Source organism: Polynucleobacter sphagniphilus (genome assembly GCF_029892205.1).
GTDB classification, from domain to species: domain Bacteria; phylum Pseudomonadota; class Gammaproteobacteria; order Burkholderiales; family Burkholderiaceae; genus Polynucleobacter; species Polynucleobacter sphagniphilus.
The window spans coordinates 391,127-406,530 of the sequence record NZ_JARXVX010000002.1 but is presented as its reverse complement, the minus strand read 5'-3'; the positions used below and the strand labels follow the sequence as shown (position 1 = coordinate 406,530).

The 15,404-nt window shown below is 44.3% G+C and carries 18 protein-coding genes; 11 read left to right on the top strand and 7 right to left on the bottom strand.

The genetic code is table 11. From position 1 onward, the window contains the following. Nucleotides 1-21: 21 nt before the first annotated feature. The gene (locus M2125_RS06385; protein ID WP_076023887.1) at nt 22-1,692 is read left to right on the top strand and encodes an MFS transporter; all 1,671 of its coding nucleotides are present in this window, start codon (nt 22-24) and stop codon (nt 1,690-1,692) included. A gap of 50 nt (nt 1,693-1,742) precedes the next feature. On the opposite strand, the gene M2125_RS06380 is transcribed toward M2125_RS06385, so the two are convergent. After that, nucleotides 1,743-2,618, bottom strand: a complete 876-nt coding sequence (locus tag M2125_RS06380; protein WP_342394124.1) for a LysR family transcriptional regulator — start codon at nt 2,616-2,618, stop codon at nt 1,743-1,745. 166 nt (nt 2,619-2,784) lie between these two features. On the opposite strand from M2125_RS06380, the gene M2125_RS06375 reads away from it, so the two are divergent. Genes M2125_RS06375 through M2125_RS06355 form a run of 5 tightly spaced genes read left to right on the top strand, consistent with a single transcriptional unit; the run spans nt 2,785 to nt 8,216 of the window. Beyond that, on the top strand, nt 2,785-4,287 hold the full coding sequence (locus M2125_RS06375) for a CoA-acylating methylmalonate-semialdehyde dehydrogenase (protein WP_076023886.1): 1,503 nt from the start codon (nt 2,785-2,787) through the stop codon (nt 4,285-4,287). Nucleotides 4,288-4,298: 11 nt separating this feature from the next. Then, on the top strand, nt 4,299-5,075 hold the full coding sequence (locus M2125_RS06370; RefSeq protein WP_076023930.1) for an enoyl-CoA hydratase: 777 nt from the start codon (nt 4,299-4,301) through the stop codon (nt 5,073-5,075). A gap of 17 nt (nt 5,076-5,092) precedes the next feature. Continuing rightward, entirely contained in the window at nt 5,093-5,989 is an 897-nt protein-coding gene (gene mmsB, locus M2125_RS06365) for a 3-hydroxyisobutyrate dehydrogenase (protein WP_076023885.1), read from the top strand. 1 nt (nt 5,990) lies between these two features. Then, on the top strand, nt 5,991-7,043 hold the full coding sequence (locus M2125_RS06360; RefSeq protein ID WP_280742726.1) for an enoyl-CoA hydratase/isomerase family protein: 1,053 nt from the start codon (nt 5,991-5,993) through the stop codon (nt 7,041-7,043). Between the two features lie 21 nt (nt 7,044-7,064). Continuing rightward, nucleotides 7,065-8,216 carry an acyl-CoA dehydrogenase family protein gene (locus tag M2125_RS06355; RefSeq protein ID WP_280742725.1) on the top strand — a complete coding sequence of 384 codons (1,152 nt, stop codon included), beginning with the start codon at nt 7,065-7,067 and terminating at the stop codon, nt 8,214-8,216. A 3-nt stretch (nt 8,217-8,219) separates the two neighbouring features. On the opposite strand, the gene M2125_RS06350 is transcribed toward M2125_RS06355, so the two are convergent. Further along, on the bottom strand, nt 8,220-8,705 hold the full coding sequence (locus M2125_RS06350) for an acyl-CoA thioesterase (protein ID WP_076023883.1): 486 nt from the start codon (nt 8,703-8,705) through the stop codon (nt 8,220-8,222). Nucleotides 8,706-8,770: 65 nt separating this feature from the next. Between M2125_RS06350 and M2125_RS06345 the strand changes: the two genes are divergently transcribed. Further along, nucleotides 8,771-9,244 (top strand): hypothetical protein, encoded by a 474-nt coding sequence (locus M2125_RS06345; protein WP_076023882.1) that lies wholly within the window; start codon nt 8,771-8,773, stop codon nt 9,242-9,244. Nucleotide 9,245: 1 nt separating this feature from the next. On the opposite strand, the gene M2125_RS06340 is transcribed toward M2125_RS06345, so the two are convergent. Then, nucleotides 9,246-9,566, bottom strand: coding sequence for a 4a-hydroxytetrahydrobiopterin dehydratase (locus tag M2125_RS06340; protein ID WP_076023881.1), 321 nt, complete (start codon nt 9,564-9,566; stop codon nt 9,246-9,248). A gap of 9 nt (nt 9,567-9,575) precedes the next feature. Then, nucleotides 9,576-9,929, bottom strand: coding sequence for an HNH endonuclease signature motif containing protein (locus tag M2125_RS06335; RefSeq protein ID WP_280742724.1), 354 nt, complete (start codon nt 9,927-9,929; stop codon nt 9,576-9,578). 64 nt (nt 9,930-9,993) lie between these two features. On the opposite strand from M2125_RS06335, the gene M2125_RS06330 reads away from it, so the two are divergent. From M2125_RS06330 to M2125_RS06320, 3 genes are read left to right on the top strand one after another with little or no spacing between them, the layout of a single operon-like run. Continuing rightward, the gene (locus M2125_RS06330; RefSeq protein WP_280742723.1) at nt 9,994-10,263 is read left to right on the top strand and encodes a TIGR03643 family protein; all 270 of its coding nucleotides are present in this window, start codon (nt 9,994-9,996) and stop codon (nt 10,261-10,263) included. Continuing rightward, the gene (locus tag M2125_RS06325; RefSeq protein WP_280742722.1) at nt 10,260-11,795 is read left to right on the top strand and encodes a cryptochrome/photolyase family protein; all 1,536 of its coding nucleotides are present in this window, start codon (nt 10,260-10,262) and stop codon (nt 11,793-11,795) included. The genes M2125_RS06330 and M2125_RS06325 overlap by 4 nt, the downstream gene beginning before the upstream one ends. Before the next feature lie 9 nt (nt 11,796-11,804). Beyond that, a complete protein-coding gene (locus M2125_RS06320; RefSeq protein WP_076023877.1) occupies nt 11,805-11,963 on the top strand; it encodes a DUF2256 domain-containing protein in 159 nt (52 codons plus the stop codon). 3 nt (nt 11,964-11,966) lie between these two features. Here M2125_RS06320 and M2125_RS06315 read toward each other — a convergent pair whose 3' ends face one another. Further along, nucleotides 11,967-12,863 carry a histone deacetylase family protein gene (locus tag M2125_RS06315; RefSeq protein ID WP_277542444.1) on the bottom strand — a complete coding sequence of 299 codons (897 nt, stop codon included), beginning with the start codon at nt 12,861-12,863 and terminating at the stop codon, nt 11,967-11,969. A gap of 11 nt (nt 12,864-12,874) precedes the next feature. After that, entirely contained in the window at nt 12,875-13,558 is a 684-nt protein-coding gene (locus tag M2125_RS06310; protein WP_076023875.1) for an SOUL family heme-binding protein, read from the bottom strand. A gap of 150 nt (nt 13,559-13,708) precedes the next feature. Between M2125_RS06310 and M2125_RS06305 the strand changes: the two genes are divergently transcribed. Beyond that, complete coding sequence (locus M2125_RS06305; RefSeq protein WP_083657535.1) at nt 13,709-14,602, top strand: alpha/beta hydrolase; 894 nt, start codon at nt 13,709-13,711, stop codon at nt 14,600-14,602. A gap of 40 nt (nt 14,603-14,642) precedes the next feature. Here M2125_RS06305 and M2125_RS06300 read toward each other — a convergent pair whose 3' ends face one another. Continuing rightward, nucleotides 14,643-15,359 (bottom strand): hypothetical protein, encoded by a 717-nt coding sequence (locus M2125_RS06300; protein ID WP_076023874.1) that lies wholly within the window; start codon nt 15,357-15,359, stop codon nt 14,643-14,645. Between the last annotated feature and the right edge of the window lie 45 nt (nt 15,360-15,404).

Below are 15,404 nucleotides of genomic sequence, written 5' to 3'. Positions count from 1 at the left end.
AAAATTAAATAGGAGCTATTGATGTCTACAGCAATCAAGGCAGTCCCGATGTCGGCAGAAGAGCGTAAGGTTATTTTTGCTTCATCACTGGGTACCGTTTTTGAGTGGTATGACTTTTTCCTTTATGGTTCACTTGCAGCCATCATTGCGAAACAGTTTTTCTCTGGCCTTGATGCGGGCTCAGCTTTTATTTTTGCTCTCTTAGCATTTGCGGCTGGCTTCATTGTTCGTCCATTTGGCGCCTTGGTCTTTGGTCGCCTTGGAGACATGATTGGTCGTAAATACACTTTCTTAGTAACCATCCTCATTATGGGTGGCTCAACCTTTGTAGTCGGTTGTTTGCCAAGCTATGCATCTATTGGTGTTCTAGCGCCGGTGATCTTGATTGCCTTACGTATGCTTCAGGGTTTGGCTTTAGGTGGTGAATACGGTGGTGCAGCAACCTATGTTGCCGAGCATTCACCAAATGGTAAACGCGGTGCTTATACATCTTGGATCCAGATGACTGCTACTGGGGGCCTATTCCTCTCATTGCTAGTGATCCTGTTTACACGTGAACTCACAGGCGCCGATTTTGATGTTTGGGGCTGGCGGATTCCATTTATCGTTTCCATCGTATTACTTGGCATATCTGTTTGGATTCGTTTATCAATGAGTGAATCTCCTGCTTTCCAAAAAATGAAAGCAGAAGGTAAGTTATCCAAGGCTCCGATTTCAGAATCATTTGGCCAATGGAAAAACTTGAAAGTCGTTTTATTGGCGCTCTTTGGTTTGGTTGCTGGCCAGGCAGTAATTTGGTATACAGGTCAGTTCTATGCCTTGTTCTACCTCACGCAAGTATTGAAAGTGGATGGTAAAACGGCCAACCTATTGATGGCTCTAGCACTAGTTATCGGTACGCCATTCTTCGTGGTCTTTGGCTCACTCTCGGACAGGATTGGTAGAAAGCCTGTGATCATGGGTGGCCTATTACTGGCGGTGATTTTGTATATCCCAAATACGCCGATCTCATTGTTTAATAATTTGACCCACTACGCCAATCCAAAATTGGAAATGGCAATGGCAAATTCGCCTGCGGCAATCACCGCAGATCCGGCTGAATGTTCTTTCCAGTTCAACCCAACCGGCACTACAAAATTCACTAGCTCATGCGATATTGCTAAGCAGGTAATGGCTAATAACTCTGCAAGTTACAGCACTATCCCTGCTTCTGCTGGAGCAGTTACTAAGGTGAAGATCGGCGATCAAGAAATTGAAAGCTATAACGCTAAGGGCCTAGCTCCAGATGAGCTCAAAGCCAAAGATGCTGCGTTTAAGAAGTCGATTCGCGAAGCCTTGGATGCTGCTGGTTATCCTGCTAAGGCAGATCCTGCTCAAATTAACATGGTGATGGTAGTTGTTTTGTTGGCAATCTTGGTTATCTTGGCAACGATGAGCTACGGACCTTTAGCGGCAATATTGGTTGAAATGTTCCCAACCCGTATTCGTTATACCTCCATGTCACTGCCATACCATATCGGTAACGGTTGGTTTGGCGGCCTCTTGCCAACCATCTCGTTTGCTTTGGTTGCTCAGAATGGCAATATTTACTATGGTCTTTGGTATCCAATCATCATTGCGTCGATGACTTTGGTAATCGGAACCTTATTTATCCGCGAAACAAAAAATGTGGATATTTATTCCCGGGACTAAGTAGTCAGTCTTTAATATAGAAAAAGGCCCAATTTTTTGGGCCTTTTTCTTTAGATCGATGCCTCACGCTTAATGCAATCCCAGACTAAATTCATGCGCTCAATTTTTTTATACTCATTGGGCATAATCATCCAAAAGCTCCGTATTACCTCTATCTCTTTGGGGAGAACTAGCTGTAGGCTGCTATCGGGAGCCACCATAAAACTAGGGAGGATTGCTACCCCTAGTCCAGAGCGCGCTGCTTGTAATTGAGATTGAATGCTGGTGCTGCGAAAAGAAATTTGTTTTGGTTTGCAGATTTCATCTAAGTAGCTTAATTCTTTACTAAAGAGCAAATCATCTACATAGCTGATAAATGTCTGCTTATCCAAATCACTACGTGTTGTAATTTCAGGATTGGATTCCAAGTATTCCTTGGAGGCATAAAGCTTTAACTCGTAGTCTCTTAGTTTGGTGACGATGTAAGGCCCTCTTGTGGGTCTTTGCAAGGTGATGGCAATGTCAGCCTCGCGCCGCGATAAGTTCACAATGCGTGGCAATGAAAGTAAGTCGATCGAAATGCGGGTGTACCTCTTACTGAGGCGATGCAAAATTGGCCCGATGACATAGGTCCCAAACCCCTCTGTAGCGCCTACGCGTACCGTGCCAGTAACCTCGGTATTTTCTGCATAATTATTTTTATTGATGCCATGAATCTGGCGCTCTACTTTGTGTGCAATATCTTGCAGCTGTACTCCAGCTTCAGTGAGCTCAAATCCAAGGTTATTGCGAATAAAGAGCTGAACCCCCATTTCTCGTTCTAGTGCTTGAATACGCCGCGAAACTGTGGTGTGGTTTACCCCTAAAGAGCGTGCTGCTACCACTAGCCTTCCATCCTTGGCTAGCGCTAAAAAATACTGTAAATGATCCCAATTCATTGAATTCATTATATTTTTATTGGTAACAAGTGGTTTTCATTGTGTGCATTATTGCAGATTAAAGTTGCAATTTATAGTGTTGTTAATACATTTTTATGCAGCTATGCTTGATCCATTCATACACCAGTGTGTTTTTACTAATCCACTCACTTCAAGCAAGCTAAAGGAAATCCTCATGGCCATAAACCCTCCCAATGTCCCCTTATTTATCGATGGCAAATTGGTTCAATCAAAAACACAGGAATGGCGTGATGTGGTGAACCCCGCAACGCAAGAAGTGTTGGCGCGTGTTCCTTTTGCTACTGCTGATGAATTAAATGCGGCAGTTGCAAGCGCTGCCAAAGCATTTGCTACTTGGAAAAAAACATCTATTGGCGCAAGGGCGCGCATTTTTCTCAAGTACCAACAGTTAATTCGCGAGAATATGAAAGAACTTGCAGCCATTTTGACGGCAGAGCAAGGTAAAACTCTGGCTGATGCTGAAGGTGATGTTTTTCGCGGGTTAGAAGTGGTTGAGCATGCTGCTGCAATTGGAAATTTGCAATTAGGTGATTACGCAAACAATGTAGCGGGCGGTGTAGATACCTATAGTCTCCTACAGCCCATTGGTGTGTGCGCAGGAATTACCCCGTTTAATTTTCCTGCCATGATTCCTTTGTGGATGTTCCCAATGGCTATCGTGACTGGCAATACATTTGTTCTCAAGCCTTCTGAGCAAGATCCGATGGTGACGATGCGTTTAGTTGAGTTGGCGGCAGAGGCTGGTGTCCCAGCAGGCGTATTAAATGTGGTGCATGGTGGTGAATCGGTTGTGAATGGTATTTGCGATCATCCATACATCAAAGCGGTTTCTTTTGTTGGATCTACGCGTGTTGGTACGCATGTGTACAACCGTGCCACCTTGAGTGGCAAGCGGGTTCAATGCATGATGGGTGCAAAAAATCACGCGATCATCATGCCTGATGCTAACAAAGAACAGACTCTCAATAACTTGCTCGGCGCATCTTTTGGTGCGGCTGGTCAGCGCTGTATGGCGATCTCCGTAGCAATTATGGTTGGTGATGCTAAAAATTGGGTAGCCGATTTAGTAGAGAAATCTAAAACCTTAAAAGTGAATGCTGGTGTTGAAGCGGGCACGGATGTTGGGCCATTGGTGTCTCAGGCGGCCTATCAACGAGTCAGTGGCTTGATTGAAAAAGGCATTACTGAAGCCAAGCTCGAATTAGATGGCAGAGCTATTAAGGTGGCTGGCTATGAGAATGGCAACTTTGTAGGCCCAACCATCTTCTCAGATGTCAAACCAGGGATGACTATTTACGAGCAAGAAATTTTTGGCCCCGTGTTGTGTCTCAGTTTTGCAAAGGACATTGATGAGGCGATTGCCATGATTAACAAAAATCCCAATGGCAACGGCACGGCGATCTTTACCCAGTCTGGTGCCGCAGCCCGTAAGTTTCAGGAGGAGATTGATGTTGGTCAGGTTGGCATTAACGTGCCTATTCCAGTACCGGTGCCGATGTTCTCCTTTACTGGCTCCCGTGCGTCTAAACTAGGTGACTTGGGGCCGTATGGCAAGCAAGTAATTGCCTTCTATACTCAAACCAAGACCGTAACCGCACGCTGGTTTGATGATACGACCGCGACTGCTGGTGTAAATACAACCATTAGCTTGAAGTAATGAAAGCCTTTATGACCTACGAAAATCTTATTGTTACCAATCATGGCAAAGTAGCTCTGATTACACTCAATCGCCCAAAGGCCTTGAATGCATTAAGTCCAGATCTCACTAGAGAGCTAGGTGATGCACTAGACGTATTAGAGGCGGATAACGCAACTGCTGCAGTAGTTCTCACGGGGAGTGAAAAAGCGTTTGCTGCGGGTGCCGATATTAAGGCAATGAAAGATTGGTCTTACATGGATGTATACAAGTCTGATTTCATTACGGCAACTTGGGAGCGTATTACCAAATTTCGTAAGCCCACCATTGCAGCCGTTGCTGGTTATGCACTTGGTGGCGGTTGTGAATTAGCCATGATGTGCGATTTCATTATTGCTGCAGATAATGCTAAATTTGGCCAGCCAGAAATCACGATTGGCACCATCCCTGGCGCTGGTGGCACTCAACGCTTGACTCGACTGGTGGGTAAGTCAAAAGCCATGGAAATGGTTTTAACTGGGCGCATGATGGATGCTACTGAGGCTGAGCGAGCTGGCTTAGTGACGCGTATTGTGCCTTTAGATGAACTCATTCCGGATGCCTTAAAAACAGCCCAAAAGATTGCCTCTATGTCTCTGCCAATTACCTTGATGGCTAAAGAGGCAGTCAATAGTGCATATGAAATGACTTTGAACGAAGGCATTCATTTTGAAAGACGTCTGTTCCATTCAACCTTTGCTACTGAAGATCAAAAAGAGGGTATGAATGCTTTTTCTGAAAAGCGACCACCCGTATTTAAAGATCAATAGAAATTAAGGGGCTCATCATGAAATTAGGATTTATTGGTTTAGGTAATATGGGCGCACCTATGGCTCGTAACCTGCTCAAAGCAGGCCACGACTTAACCGTGTTTGATGTAGTTCAGGCTAACGTGGACGCCCTAGTGAAAGCTGGTGAGGGTCACGCACAATCTGCCAGTACGCCAGCAGCTGTTTTGGAGTCAGGGGTTGATGCAGTGATCACTATGTTGCCAGCAGCTCAGCATGTCAAATCAGTCTATCTTGGCGAGCAAGGTATTTTGTCGGCCAATGTAGTCGGTGTCGTTTTAATTGACTCCTCTACCATTGACCCAATGTCGGCTCGCGATGTTGCCAAGGCAGCAGCGCAAAAGGGTGCCTTGATGTTAGATGCTCCCGTGTCCGGGGGAACTGGAGGCGCAGAAGCTGGGACGCTTACTTTTATGGTTGGCGGCGAGGAGGCTTTATATGAGCGCATGAAGTCACTGTTAGCATGCATGGGCAAGAATATTGTTTATTGCGGCGGAGCGGGTAATGGCCAGGTGGCTAAGGTCGCTAACAATATGCTTTTAGGCATCTCTATGATTGGTACTGCCGAGGCAATGTCCTTGGGCGTGTCATTGGGCATGGATCCTAAAGTGTTGGCGGGCATTATTAATACTTCAAGTGGCTGTTGTTGGAGTTCAGATACCTACAATCCATATCCAGGCGTTTTAGAAAATGTTCCAGCCTCCCGCGGATATACCGGTGGCTTTGGCGCAGATTTAATGCTGAAAGATTTAGGTTTGGCAACCGAGGCAGCCAAACTTGCAAAACAACCAGTTCCACTTGGCAGCTTAGCGCAACAGATTTATCAAACCTTTAGCTTGCAGGGTAGCGGTAGTCTGGATTTCTCAGCAGTGATCAAGTTATTCACTAAAAAATAAGATGAGTAACGATATTTTTTTTGAGAAGAGAAGCGGACTTGGTCTGATTACCTTGAATCGTCCAAAGGCATTAAATGCGTTGAATTATCCAATGATTCAATTAATGCACCAAACGCTCAAGGAGTGGGAGAAGGATCCAGAGGTGCTAGCAGTTTTAGTGAGAGGCGAAGGTGAGAAGGCCTTTTGTGCTGGAGGCGACATACGCAGTCTATATGAGAGTATTACCTCAGGACGGGATGAGCACGCTCATTTTTTTCGCGATGAATATGATTTGAACGAATATATATATCGTTATTCAAAGCCCTATATTGCTCTCATGAATGGTTATGTGATGGGTGGTGGTATGGGAATTTCTCAAGGCGCTAGTTTTAGAGTGGCAACCGAGCGTTCAAAAATATCTATGCCTGAAGTAGCAATTGGTTACTTTCCAGATGTTGGTGGCAGTCATTTCTTATCGAAATGCCCCGGAAGTATTGGGCAATACTTGGCTTTGACGGGCGTCACCCTGGGTGCTGAAGACGCTTTGTACGCACACCTGGTCGATTGGATTTTGCCTTCAGAACAATTAGCCAGATTTCAAGAGTGTTTAGAAGCTTTGGATCAGCAAAAATCTACTGCAGATCAAATTAAAGTAATTTTGCTCGATTTAGGTGCGCGTAATAAACCTCACAATGCGCAATTGATGGAAAGGCAGGAGCTCATTGATGCTACTTTTTCATTAGGAAGCGTAGGGCAAATAATTGCTCGCTTGGATCAGCTTGCCGCAAATGCCCCCGCTTGGATTGGTGAGACAGCTGAGCTTATGAAAAAAAGATCCCCAATTGCTATGGTCGGCGCCCGTGAAACAGTGAGTCGAGGTAAACATCTCAGTATTTCGCAATGCTTTGCGATGGAACTCGCCTTATCTAGTCGCTGGATTGAGGTCGGCGATTTTGTAGAGGGGATTCGGGCTTTGATTATTGACAAAGATAATTCACCTCAGTGGGCTTACACTTTGGCGGAATTAAATGAACAAAAAATACGTGAATTATTCCCATTACTAAGTCAGTATTGATAATTCCTGAAGGATATAGGTATGGCGTTTCTCGAACTCTCAGAAGAGCAAATTATGGTTCAGGACATGGCAAGAGATTTTGCCAAAAATGAACTCGCCCCACATGGTGAGCGTTGGGATCATGAGGGTTGGATTGATGATGGGGTCATAGCCCAAATGGGTGAATTGGGTTTATTGGGTATGAATGTGCCTGAAGAGTGGGGTGGAGCTAATGTCGATTATGTTTCTTATGCTCTTGCGGTAGAAGAGATTTCTGCAGGTGATGGCGCAGTTGGGGCCATTATGAGTATTCATAACTCGGTTGGTTGTGGCCCGATTATGAAATACGGCACAGATGAGCAGAAAGAAACTTGGTTGAGAGAATTGGCAACTGGTCGCGCAATTGGCTGCTTTTGCTTGACTGAGCCTCAAGCTGGATCGGAAGCGAATAATTTAAGAACTAAAGCAGTCTTAAAAGATGGCTCCTGGACTCTCAATGGCTCCAAGCAGTTTGTGAGTAATGGTAAAAGAGCCAGGTTGGCCATTGTTTTTGCTGTGACAGATCCTGAGCTTGGTAAAAAGGGCATTTCCGCCTTCTTGGTTCCAACCGATACTCCCGGTTTTATAGTGAATCGAGTTGAAAAAAAGTTGGGAATCCGTGGGTCTGATACCTGCGCAATTACTTTAGATCAGTGCGTTATTCCAGAGTCCAATTTGCTTGGTCCCCGCGGGAAAGGTTTGGCTATTGCACTTTCCAATCTAGAGGGTGGGCGTATTGGTATTGCTGCCCAAGCGCTTGGAATTGCTAGAGCTGCCTTTGAATCAGCACTTAAATACTCAAAAGAGCGAATTCAGTTTGGCATTCCCTTAATTGATCACCAGAGCATTGCGAATTTCTTGGCGGACATGCAAACTCAGATTAATGCGGCACGTTTATTGATATTGCAGGCTGCAAGCATGCGCGAACGCGGATTACCTTGTTTGTCTGAAGCTTCTCAAGCTAAATTATTTGCTTCTGAAATGGCAGAGTCAGTATGCTCAAAAGCGATTCAAATTTATGGTGGCTATGGCTATCTAGAGGACTATCCTGTTGAGCGTTACTACCGTGATGCACGTATTACCCAGATTTATGAGGGCACTAGTGAGATTCAACGCCTAGTGATCGCCCGTGCGTTGAAAGATCTTGATCTGTAGGCTTTAGTTTGGGGAAACTCGAATTGCATTGAACTTTTCTTCCAGTTCTTTACGCATTTCTTTTCTGAGGATCGCGCTTTTATTACGCCGAATTTCATCAGGCGTCGTTGGGATAAATTTTGGCACTGCAATCGGCTTGCGATTTTCGTCCATGGCTACCATCGTTAAGAAGCAGCTATTCACGTGCCTGACTACTTTGGTCAAAATATTTTCAGCGATTACCTTGATGCCCACTTCAATAGAAGAGGTGCCAGTGTGATTGACCGATGCTAAGAAGGTTAATAGCTCACCTACGTGAATAGGTTGCTTAAAGGTGACCTGGTCAACGCTGAGGGTGACTACGTGTCGACCGGCGTAACGACTGGCACAAGCATAGGCTACTTGATCGAGTAACTTCAGAACATCTCCACCATGCACATTGCCAAAAAAATTCGTTTTATCGGGGGTCATTAAGACCGTCATGGTCAGTTGGTGTGATGGCAGATTCATGGAAATAGTTTAATCTAATGAGTCATAAGAGCTAAGATTTGCCAATCACACTCAGGAGTAAACCAATGACAATGCACCAATTTAGAACACTTGCCTCCATTCTGATATTGGCGCTCGGCTGGCTGAGCCTGGATGTTCATGCCGCAGCCATTACGAAAAAATACTCTAATTTCACATACACAGAGGTGGCTGGAATTGAGATTTCGGGTGGCGCTGCCGTCACTGAAACTTTGGACGGCACATTAAAGTACAAAGGAATTTTCTATCCCTTTAAGATTTACGGCCTCAAGTTAAGCGCTTATCCCAAGGAGTATGGCTTGCTGATGAAAGGTCAAACGGCAGATTTATTAGGCTTAGATATCTTTTCTGGCACATACTCTCAGCCTGATGGCGCAATTGTGATTGAGCTCGGTGTCAATGGGGCGGATCTTAAAAATCAATATGGTGTGATTATGCGCATCACCGATCTCATGGTTGATGCGCAGTTAAGTATTGACGCCAATGGCGCTACTGCCAAACTCGATCCAAAAGAGCAATGATTCATTTGCTGTTCGCTAGCACTTTTTGATAGGCGTCTTCCATAGCCTGTGCTAGCAGAATATCTAATTGAGTCAGTGCCTTTGCTGAGTGGGTACTCAGACTTACGCTGACCTTATTCCAAGAGTTTGACCAGTCAGGATGATGATCAATCTCTTTGGCGTATTGTGCGCACAGCGTCATAAACTCAAAAGCGTAGTCAAAGTTTGCGAATATAAATTCGCGGGTGATTTCAGTTCTTGCCGGGTTAAGACTCCACTTGGGGGTTACTTTCTGAAAATCAAAATGTGGGGCTAAAGCCGTTGGTTTGGGGTGTGTAGTCATATATTGGGTTTATGGGCGTTTATCTTTAAGTCGACTGCTTTTGCGCGCTTTCTCGTAAAACCCGCTAGGTTTTGATTGAACCCAGCCGATGAAGCGTTGCATTTCTGGTGCTGATCTGAGTGCATCTGAGTTATTGAGCTCAATCGCCAGTTCTGTTTCAGTAAATAAAGCATGAATTTGTCTATGGCAGATTCTGTGAAGGTATTGGGTGGTTTTACCGCCTTTTGATTTTGGCGCTAAATGATGGGCATCCTTTTGCGATGGTGGAATAGGGCGCTCACAGATTGGGCAGATGACTTCCGTTTCCTTTTGCTGGGAAGTTGATTGAATAGTGCATAGCTTTCTGCGAATTTTTCCAATCATGCCGACAGGCCTGTAAATATAGTGACTTTCTGCCAGTTTAGTTAAAAAGTCTTAAACTTGCACAGTGCCAAATCTCTCCTTAAACATACTCTCCTCAGCTGATTTATCCCGCCTGATTGAAATGGCTTGGGAAGATAGAACCCCCTTTGATGCTATTGAAAGGCTCTATGGACTCAATGAGTCGCGGGTGATCGAGATCATGCGCTCAGAGCTCAAACGCAGTTCTTTTGAATTGTGGCGTAAGCGCGTGACTGGCAGAGTCACAAAACACAAGGCATTGAGAAGTAAGGATGTAGGACGAGCCTACTGCCCCACTCAGTATAAGAATAAATGACTCTATCCAAGAAGTTGGTGCTGATTCTGGGCGATCAGCTCGATATAAATAGTGCTGCCTTAAGGGACTTTGATCAAAAGGTTGATCGAGTCATCATGATTGAGTCAGTGCAGGAGGCTCAATATGTCTGGTCCCATAAGGCAAAAATTGCATTGTTTTTAGCGGCAATGCGCCACTTCGCACATACGCTTGAGAAGTTACATTACCCTCTTACTTATATCAAGGAATCCCCTTTCTCGATTGTTGAGACTCTCAGGCAGCAAATTCTTGAAGATCGAGTTACTCATTTGGTATGTATAACCCCGGGTGAATGGCGTTTAAAGCAGGAGATTGCACTACTCGCTCAAGAGCTCGATTTACGTTTGGAGATGCGCGAAGATGAACACTTTTTTTGCTCACACCAGGAGTTTGAGCTGTGGGCCGCTAATCGAAAAGAATTTAGGCTGGAATATTTTTATCGACAGATGCGCAAGACCCACCGTATCTTGGTTGATGAGGAGGGCAACCCAATTGGGGGTCAGTGGAACTTCGATCAAGATAATCGCAAGCCTTATCCAAAAAAAGGCCCCGGGATAATAGATCCGCCCGCGAGCTTTGAAATTGATTGCATCACAAAAGAGGTTATTGATTATGTTGAAGCGACCTATCAAGATCATCCTGGTTCATTGCTTGCTTTTAACTGGCCTGTAAGCAGAGATCAAGCGCTTGAAGCGCTTGCTTATTTTGTTGATTATCGCTTGCGAAATTTCGGCGTGTATCAAGATGCGATGTGGACTGATACCCCATTTGGTTGGCATTCGATTCTTTCAAGTGCGCTGAATCTGAAGTTACTAAATCCACGAGAAGTCATTGCAAGCGTTTTAGAGGCTTGGAAAAAATACACCTTAGATCTGGCAACGGTGGAAGGTTTTATTCGCCAAATTTTGGGTTGGCGGGAATTCGTGCGTGGTATGTACTACCTAGATATGCCCAAAATGGCGCAAGATAACTATTACGAACACAGTAGGGCCTTACCCAATTGGTATTGGACGGGGGAGACAGGCATGTCCTGTATGAGGGATGCCATTGGTCAAACTCTCCGGTATGGTTATGCTCATCATATTCAGCGCCTGATGGTGACTGGAAACTTTGCCTTATTAGCAGAAATACTGCCAAGGGAAGTATGCGATTGGTATTTGGCAATCTATGTAGATGCGATTGAATGGGTTGAGTTGCCCAATACGGCTGGAATGGCTTTGTTTGCCAATGGTGGCCGCTTTACCAGTAAGCCCTATATTGCTAGCGGTGCGTATATTAAGCGCATGAGTAACTATTGCAACACCTGCAAATATAAGCCTGACATTCGCTTCGGTGAAACTGCTTGCCCAATAACAACGCTGTATTGGAATTTCTTGATCAAGCATCGCGCTCAATTTGAGGCTAGCCCCAGAACAAGATTGATGACGGCCAACCTCAATAAAATTAGCCAGGAGGATCAAGATCAAATTGTCCTGCACGCTCAACAATTACTGCACAATCTCGATCAACTCTAGAAATAAGCAATGACTGTCACCTTTAAAGGAAATAAAAGTACCTTGCCCAGCAAAACCTGCCTGGTATGCAAAAGAGAGATGGTATGGAGAAAATCCTGGGCAAAAAATTGGGAAGAAGTGAAGTACTGCTCAGATGCTTGTAAGAAGCTCAAAAATAAGAATGCCTAAGGGCTAATTTTTTTGAAAATGGGCAGCCGTTATGATGGTTTGATAGTGAATGGCAACTGTGGAATCAATTGACTTGCCATACCCTCCAGCCATTGAAAATGCGATGGGTATTTGAAGATCTTTTGCATACTGAAATACAGCCTCATCTCTTTTTCGCATGCCTGCTTGGGTAATCTTCAGTCTACCTAGTCGATCATTTTCATGTGGATCTGCGCCCGCCAAGTAAATGATGCAATCCGCTTGAAAGCGGGTGCTTAATTGATCCAATCCCATCAGCAATGAATTGAGGTATGTCGCATCGGTGCAGCCATCCGCCAGGCCAATATCTAAATCGCTATTTTCTTTTTGAAAAGGGTAGTTGCTTTCACCGTGAATCGACATAGTAAAAATGCTGGAGTCATTTTCTAAAATAGATGCGGTGCCATTACCTTGATGCACATCTAAATCAATAATAGCAATTTTCAATTTCGAGTGAACTTCTCGTTGCAGACTTCGAGCAGCAATTACCGAATCATTAAAAACACAAAATCCGCTACCCTTGTTGCGATACGCATGGTGTGTTCCACCTGCAAGATTGGCAGCAATGCCTTCCTTGAGAGAAGTTTTGGCCGCCGCAATCGTAGCCCCCGCTGATCTGCGGGATCGTTCGACCATTTGAGTACTCCATGGAAAACCAATCTCTCTTTGTTCTTGGGCGCTAAGACTTCCTTCTAAGACATGGATAAGATACACAGGATCATGAGCATACAAAATTTGAGTATCACTTGCCGCAGGTGCTTCAACTAACTCTACACCATCTATTGCGCTGACCAAGTCTCTTAATTGAGCATACTTTTCCATCGGAAAGCGATGACCCTCCGGTAGTGGCAGTACGAAATGATCCGCATAAAAAGCTTTCAAACGACTCCCTTTTACTCTGCAGATTTCATTTTGCTTAAATCAGGTTTGGCAATCTCCATCAGGATTTCATTCCTGCGAAACATCGGCAGAGTCCATGGCGGGTTATATCTCGCAAGTTGCGCAGTGCTTCTAATGGTTAATCCTTGATCTTTTGACCAAGCTTGTAGTTCATGAGAACGTTGCTGTACCTTTCCAGCTGTATTAAAACCAGAGTATTGAAGTGCTACAAAATATTGCTCAGGAAGTTCTTTTAACTGAACTGAGCTATCTTTTGGCTTTGGAATATTGGCAAGTGTGTATTGGCTAGGCATCACAAAATGCACGCGCCATTTTTGTGAGCTCACCAAATTTCCCTCTTGAGATTGGGGTTCAATGGCCACTGGTGCTGTCATTGGGATTTTTTCAGCTTGAGGTTCTATAGTCACAGGGGTCGTCATGGCGATTTTCTCAGGATCCGATTGGGTGACCGACTGATTGTTGCCAAAAATATAGCTGGCAATCAAGCGAAAGCCTTTGTTAGAAGCTTCATCCATATCGCCATCGACATATACCTGCGCAATGAGCATGGGGGCATATTGTCTAATTTCGATATTTTGACTGCTATAAAGCACTTTGTACTGCGGCTCATCGTAGGCCATCACATGCCCCATAAAAATTAGATTTATAAGAAATGCTAAAAATAAGCTTAGTTTCATGATTTGATTCTAATCTGTCGCCTTTGGAGGGGCTAGGCATCCTTGATGCGACCATTTTTACCCCATTTAGGTGCGTAAAGCGAATATGATGTTTTTAGTCGGCCGAAGACTGAGGTAAATTAAAAAAAGAATATATTGATAGGGGATAGTATGAAATTGCTCAAACTAGTTTTATTTGCATTAATCACTTTTTTTACTCAAGCTATGTACGCACAAAATTTCCCGGACTGGCATCAGATGAATCAGCAAACTCTGGATGATTCATACAATAATTCAAAAGCTGTTCCAGAGAGCAAAGCCATGTTTGATGGTTGGGTTGAGCGCAGTCAGGCATTTAGAGCTGCGCATCCAGAGTATTTAGATATTTCTTATGGCCCATTGGAGCGCGAAAAGATTGATTACTTCTCAGCTGGAAAAAATACTCCAGTTGTGATTTTTATCCATGGTGGTTTTTGGCAAATGCGCTCAAAAAATGATTTTGCATTCATTGCTGATCATTTCTTAAAAGAGGGAATTAGCGTTGCCATGGTGGGTTATCCATTGGCGCCGCAAGCGAATATGGACGAGATTGTTTCATCTTCCAAAAAAGCAGTTGAATTCATCGGCAATCATCTTGCACAGTGGGGCGGAAATCCCAATCAAGTTATTTTGACGGGCTGGTCATCTGGCGGCCATCTCACCATCACTTCAATGGATAGCGTCAAAATGAAAGCTGCTATTCCTATTAGCGGTATTTATGAGCTAGAGCCTTTAATTGGCTCTTATTTAAATACAAACCTCAAAATGGATCAGGCGATTGCGGATAAAAATTCTCCGATGATGCATGTGCCCCCAGGGAAGACGCCCATCTATATTTTTGTAGGCGGAGCGGAGTTGAGTGAAATGCGACGCCAATCCCATAACTTTACTAAGAAGATTGCCAAGACTGCTCACCCTAATTCTTTTGTAGAGATTCCGGGTAAGAACCACTACACCATGCTAGTACAGCTAGAGCAGCCTACTGGGCTGATTCATCAAAAAATTCTGGAAACTTTCAAGCAATAAGTGATTAAAAATACCAGCTTACGGGCTGGTATTTTTGTATTTAAGGTATACATGTTGAAAGAATTGAGCTTGGCTCTGGTTCACCCCATTTGTTTGTTGGGACTTTGGGGTAGGCAGAGCCAAAAATTTGTTGGACTACTTCAAACTTTTCTGGCAGGCCATCTGCGTTGTAATGAATAATCCAAAAATAGTCGTAGTTTGAGTCTGGCCAGGTCTTTGGTACCTTGGGATCTTTTAGGGTATCTAGTTTTAAAAGTTGCCTGAGTGTGACTTCTTGATTGGGAAAAGACTTTTCAAGTTCGGCATTTGCTATGTGGAAATGCTCCCATGACAATACAACCGTCTTTCCATTCCAGTAGGGATTTTCAAAAAGCCCTTTTGCAAGTTCTTGAGTTTGTTGATTCAGTGACTGCGTGAGTGCGCTGGGACTTTTATGGGATGCTTGAACCACATAAGCAATCACCGGCATTTTCCATGTGCCTGCAATAGGGCCAATAAACTCTAGCGTGTGAAGGGTAATTGCAAAGAAAGCGGCAGGTGGTGAAAGAGTAAATAAGGAGCTTTTTGCCCCTTGGCCCAGATAATATTCCGTTAATGCTTTTGAGCGTAATTTTCCGGTGGCACATAAATCAAACTCATTACGCTTTTCACCGTGCCTAAGAATGATGATTTGCGCAGGCGCTGCAAAAAGGGGCATTGTAAATAAAAGTGCTATCACCAATACGAATGCTTTAATTAATGAGCTACTTGCTTTCATTTGGGTTCCTGAAGAGGATAGGTGCCAGATTGACTCTTATCAGGT

Excerpts from the sequence above, each read along its gene's own strand:
- M2125_RS06300 (WP_076023874.1), bottom strand. The coding sequence starts at position 15,359 with ATGAAAGCAAGTAGCTCATTAATTAAAGCATTCGTATTGGTGATAGCA.
- M2125_RS06335 (WP_280742724.1), bottom strand. The coding sequence starts at position 9,929 with ATGATTGGAAAAATTCGCAGAAAGCTATGCACTATTCAATCAACTTCC.
- M2125_RS06375 (WP_076023886.1), top strand. The coding sequence starts at position 2,785 with ATGGCCATAAACCCTCCCAATGTCCCCTTATTTATCGATGGCAAATTG.
- M2125_RS06360 (WP_280742726.1), top strand. The coding sequence starts at position 5,991 with ATGAGTAACGATATTTTTTTTGAGAAGAGAAGCGGACTTGGTCTGATT.
- M2125_RS06310 (WP_076023875.1), bottom strand. The coding sequence starts at position 13,558 with ATGAAACTAAGCTTATTTTTAGCATTTCTTATAAATCTAATTTTTATG.
- M2125_RS06345 (WP_076023882.1), top strand. The coding sequence starts at position 8,771 with ATGACAATGCACCAATTTAGAACACTTGCCTCCATTCTGATATTGGCG.
- M2125_RS06340 (WP_076023881.1), bottom strand. The coding sequence starts at position 9,566 with ATGACTACACACCCCAAACCAACGGCTTTAGCCCCACATTTTGATTTT.
- mmsB (WP_076023885.1), top strand. The coding sequence starts at position 5,093 with ATGAAATTAGGATTTATTGGTTTAGGTAATATGGGCGCACCTATGGCT.
- M2125_RS06325 (WP_280742722.1), top strand. The coding sequence starts at position 10,260 with ATGACTCTATCCAAGAAGTTGGTGCTGATTCTGGGCGATCAGCTCGAT.
- M2125_RS06350 (WP_076023883.1), bottom strand. The coding sequence starts at position 8,705 with ATGAATCTGCCATCACACCAACTGACCATGACGGTCTTAATGACCCCC.
- M2125_RS06380 (WP_342394124.1), bottom strand. The coding sequence starts at position 2,618 with ATGAATTCAATGAATTGGGATCATTTACAGTATTTTTTAGCGCTAGCC.
- M2125_RS06320 (WP_076023877.1), top strand. The coding sequence starts at position 11,805 with ATGACTGTCACCTTTAAAGGAAATAAAAGTACCTTGCCCAGCAAAACC.
- M2125_RS06385 (WP_076023887.1), top strand. The coding sequence starts at position 22 with ATGTCTACAGCAATCAAGGCAGTCCCGATGTCGGCAGAAGAGCGTAAG.
- M2125_RS06355 (WP_280742725.1), top strand. The coding sequence starts at position 7,065 with ATGGCGTTTCTCGAACTCTCAGAAGAGCAAATTATGGTTCAGGACATG.
- M2125_RS06370 (WP_076023930.1), top strand. The coding sequence starts at position 4,299 with ATGACCTACGAAAATCTTATTGTTACCAATCATGGCAAAGTAGCTCTG.
- M2125_RS06305 (WP_083657535.1), top strand. The coding sequence starts at position 13,709 with ATGAAATTGCTCAAACTAGTTTTATTTGCATTAATCACTTTTTTTACT.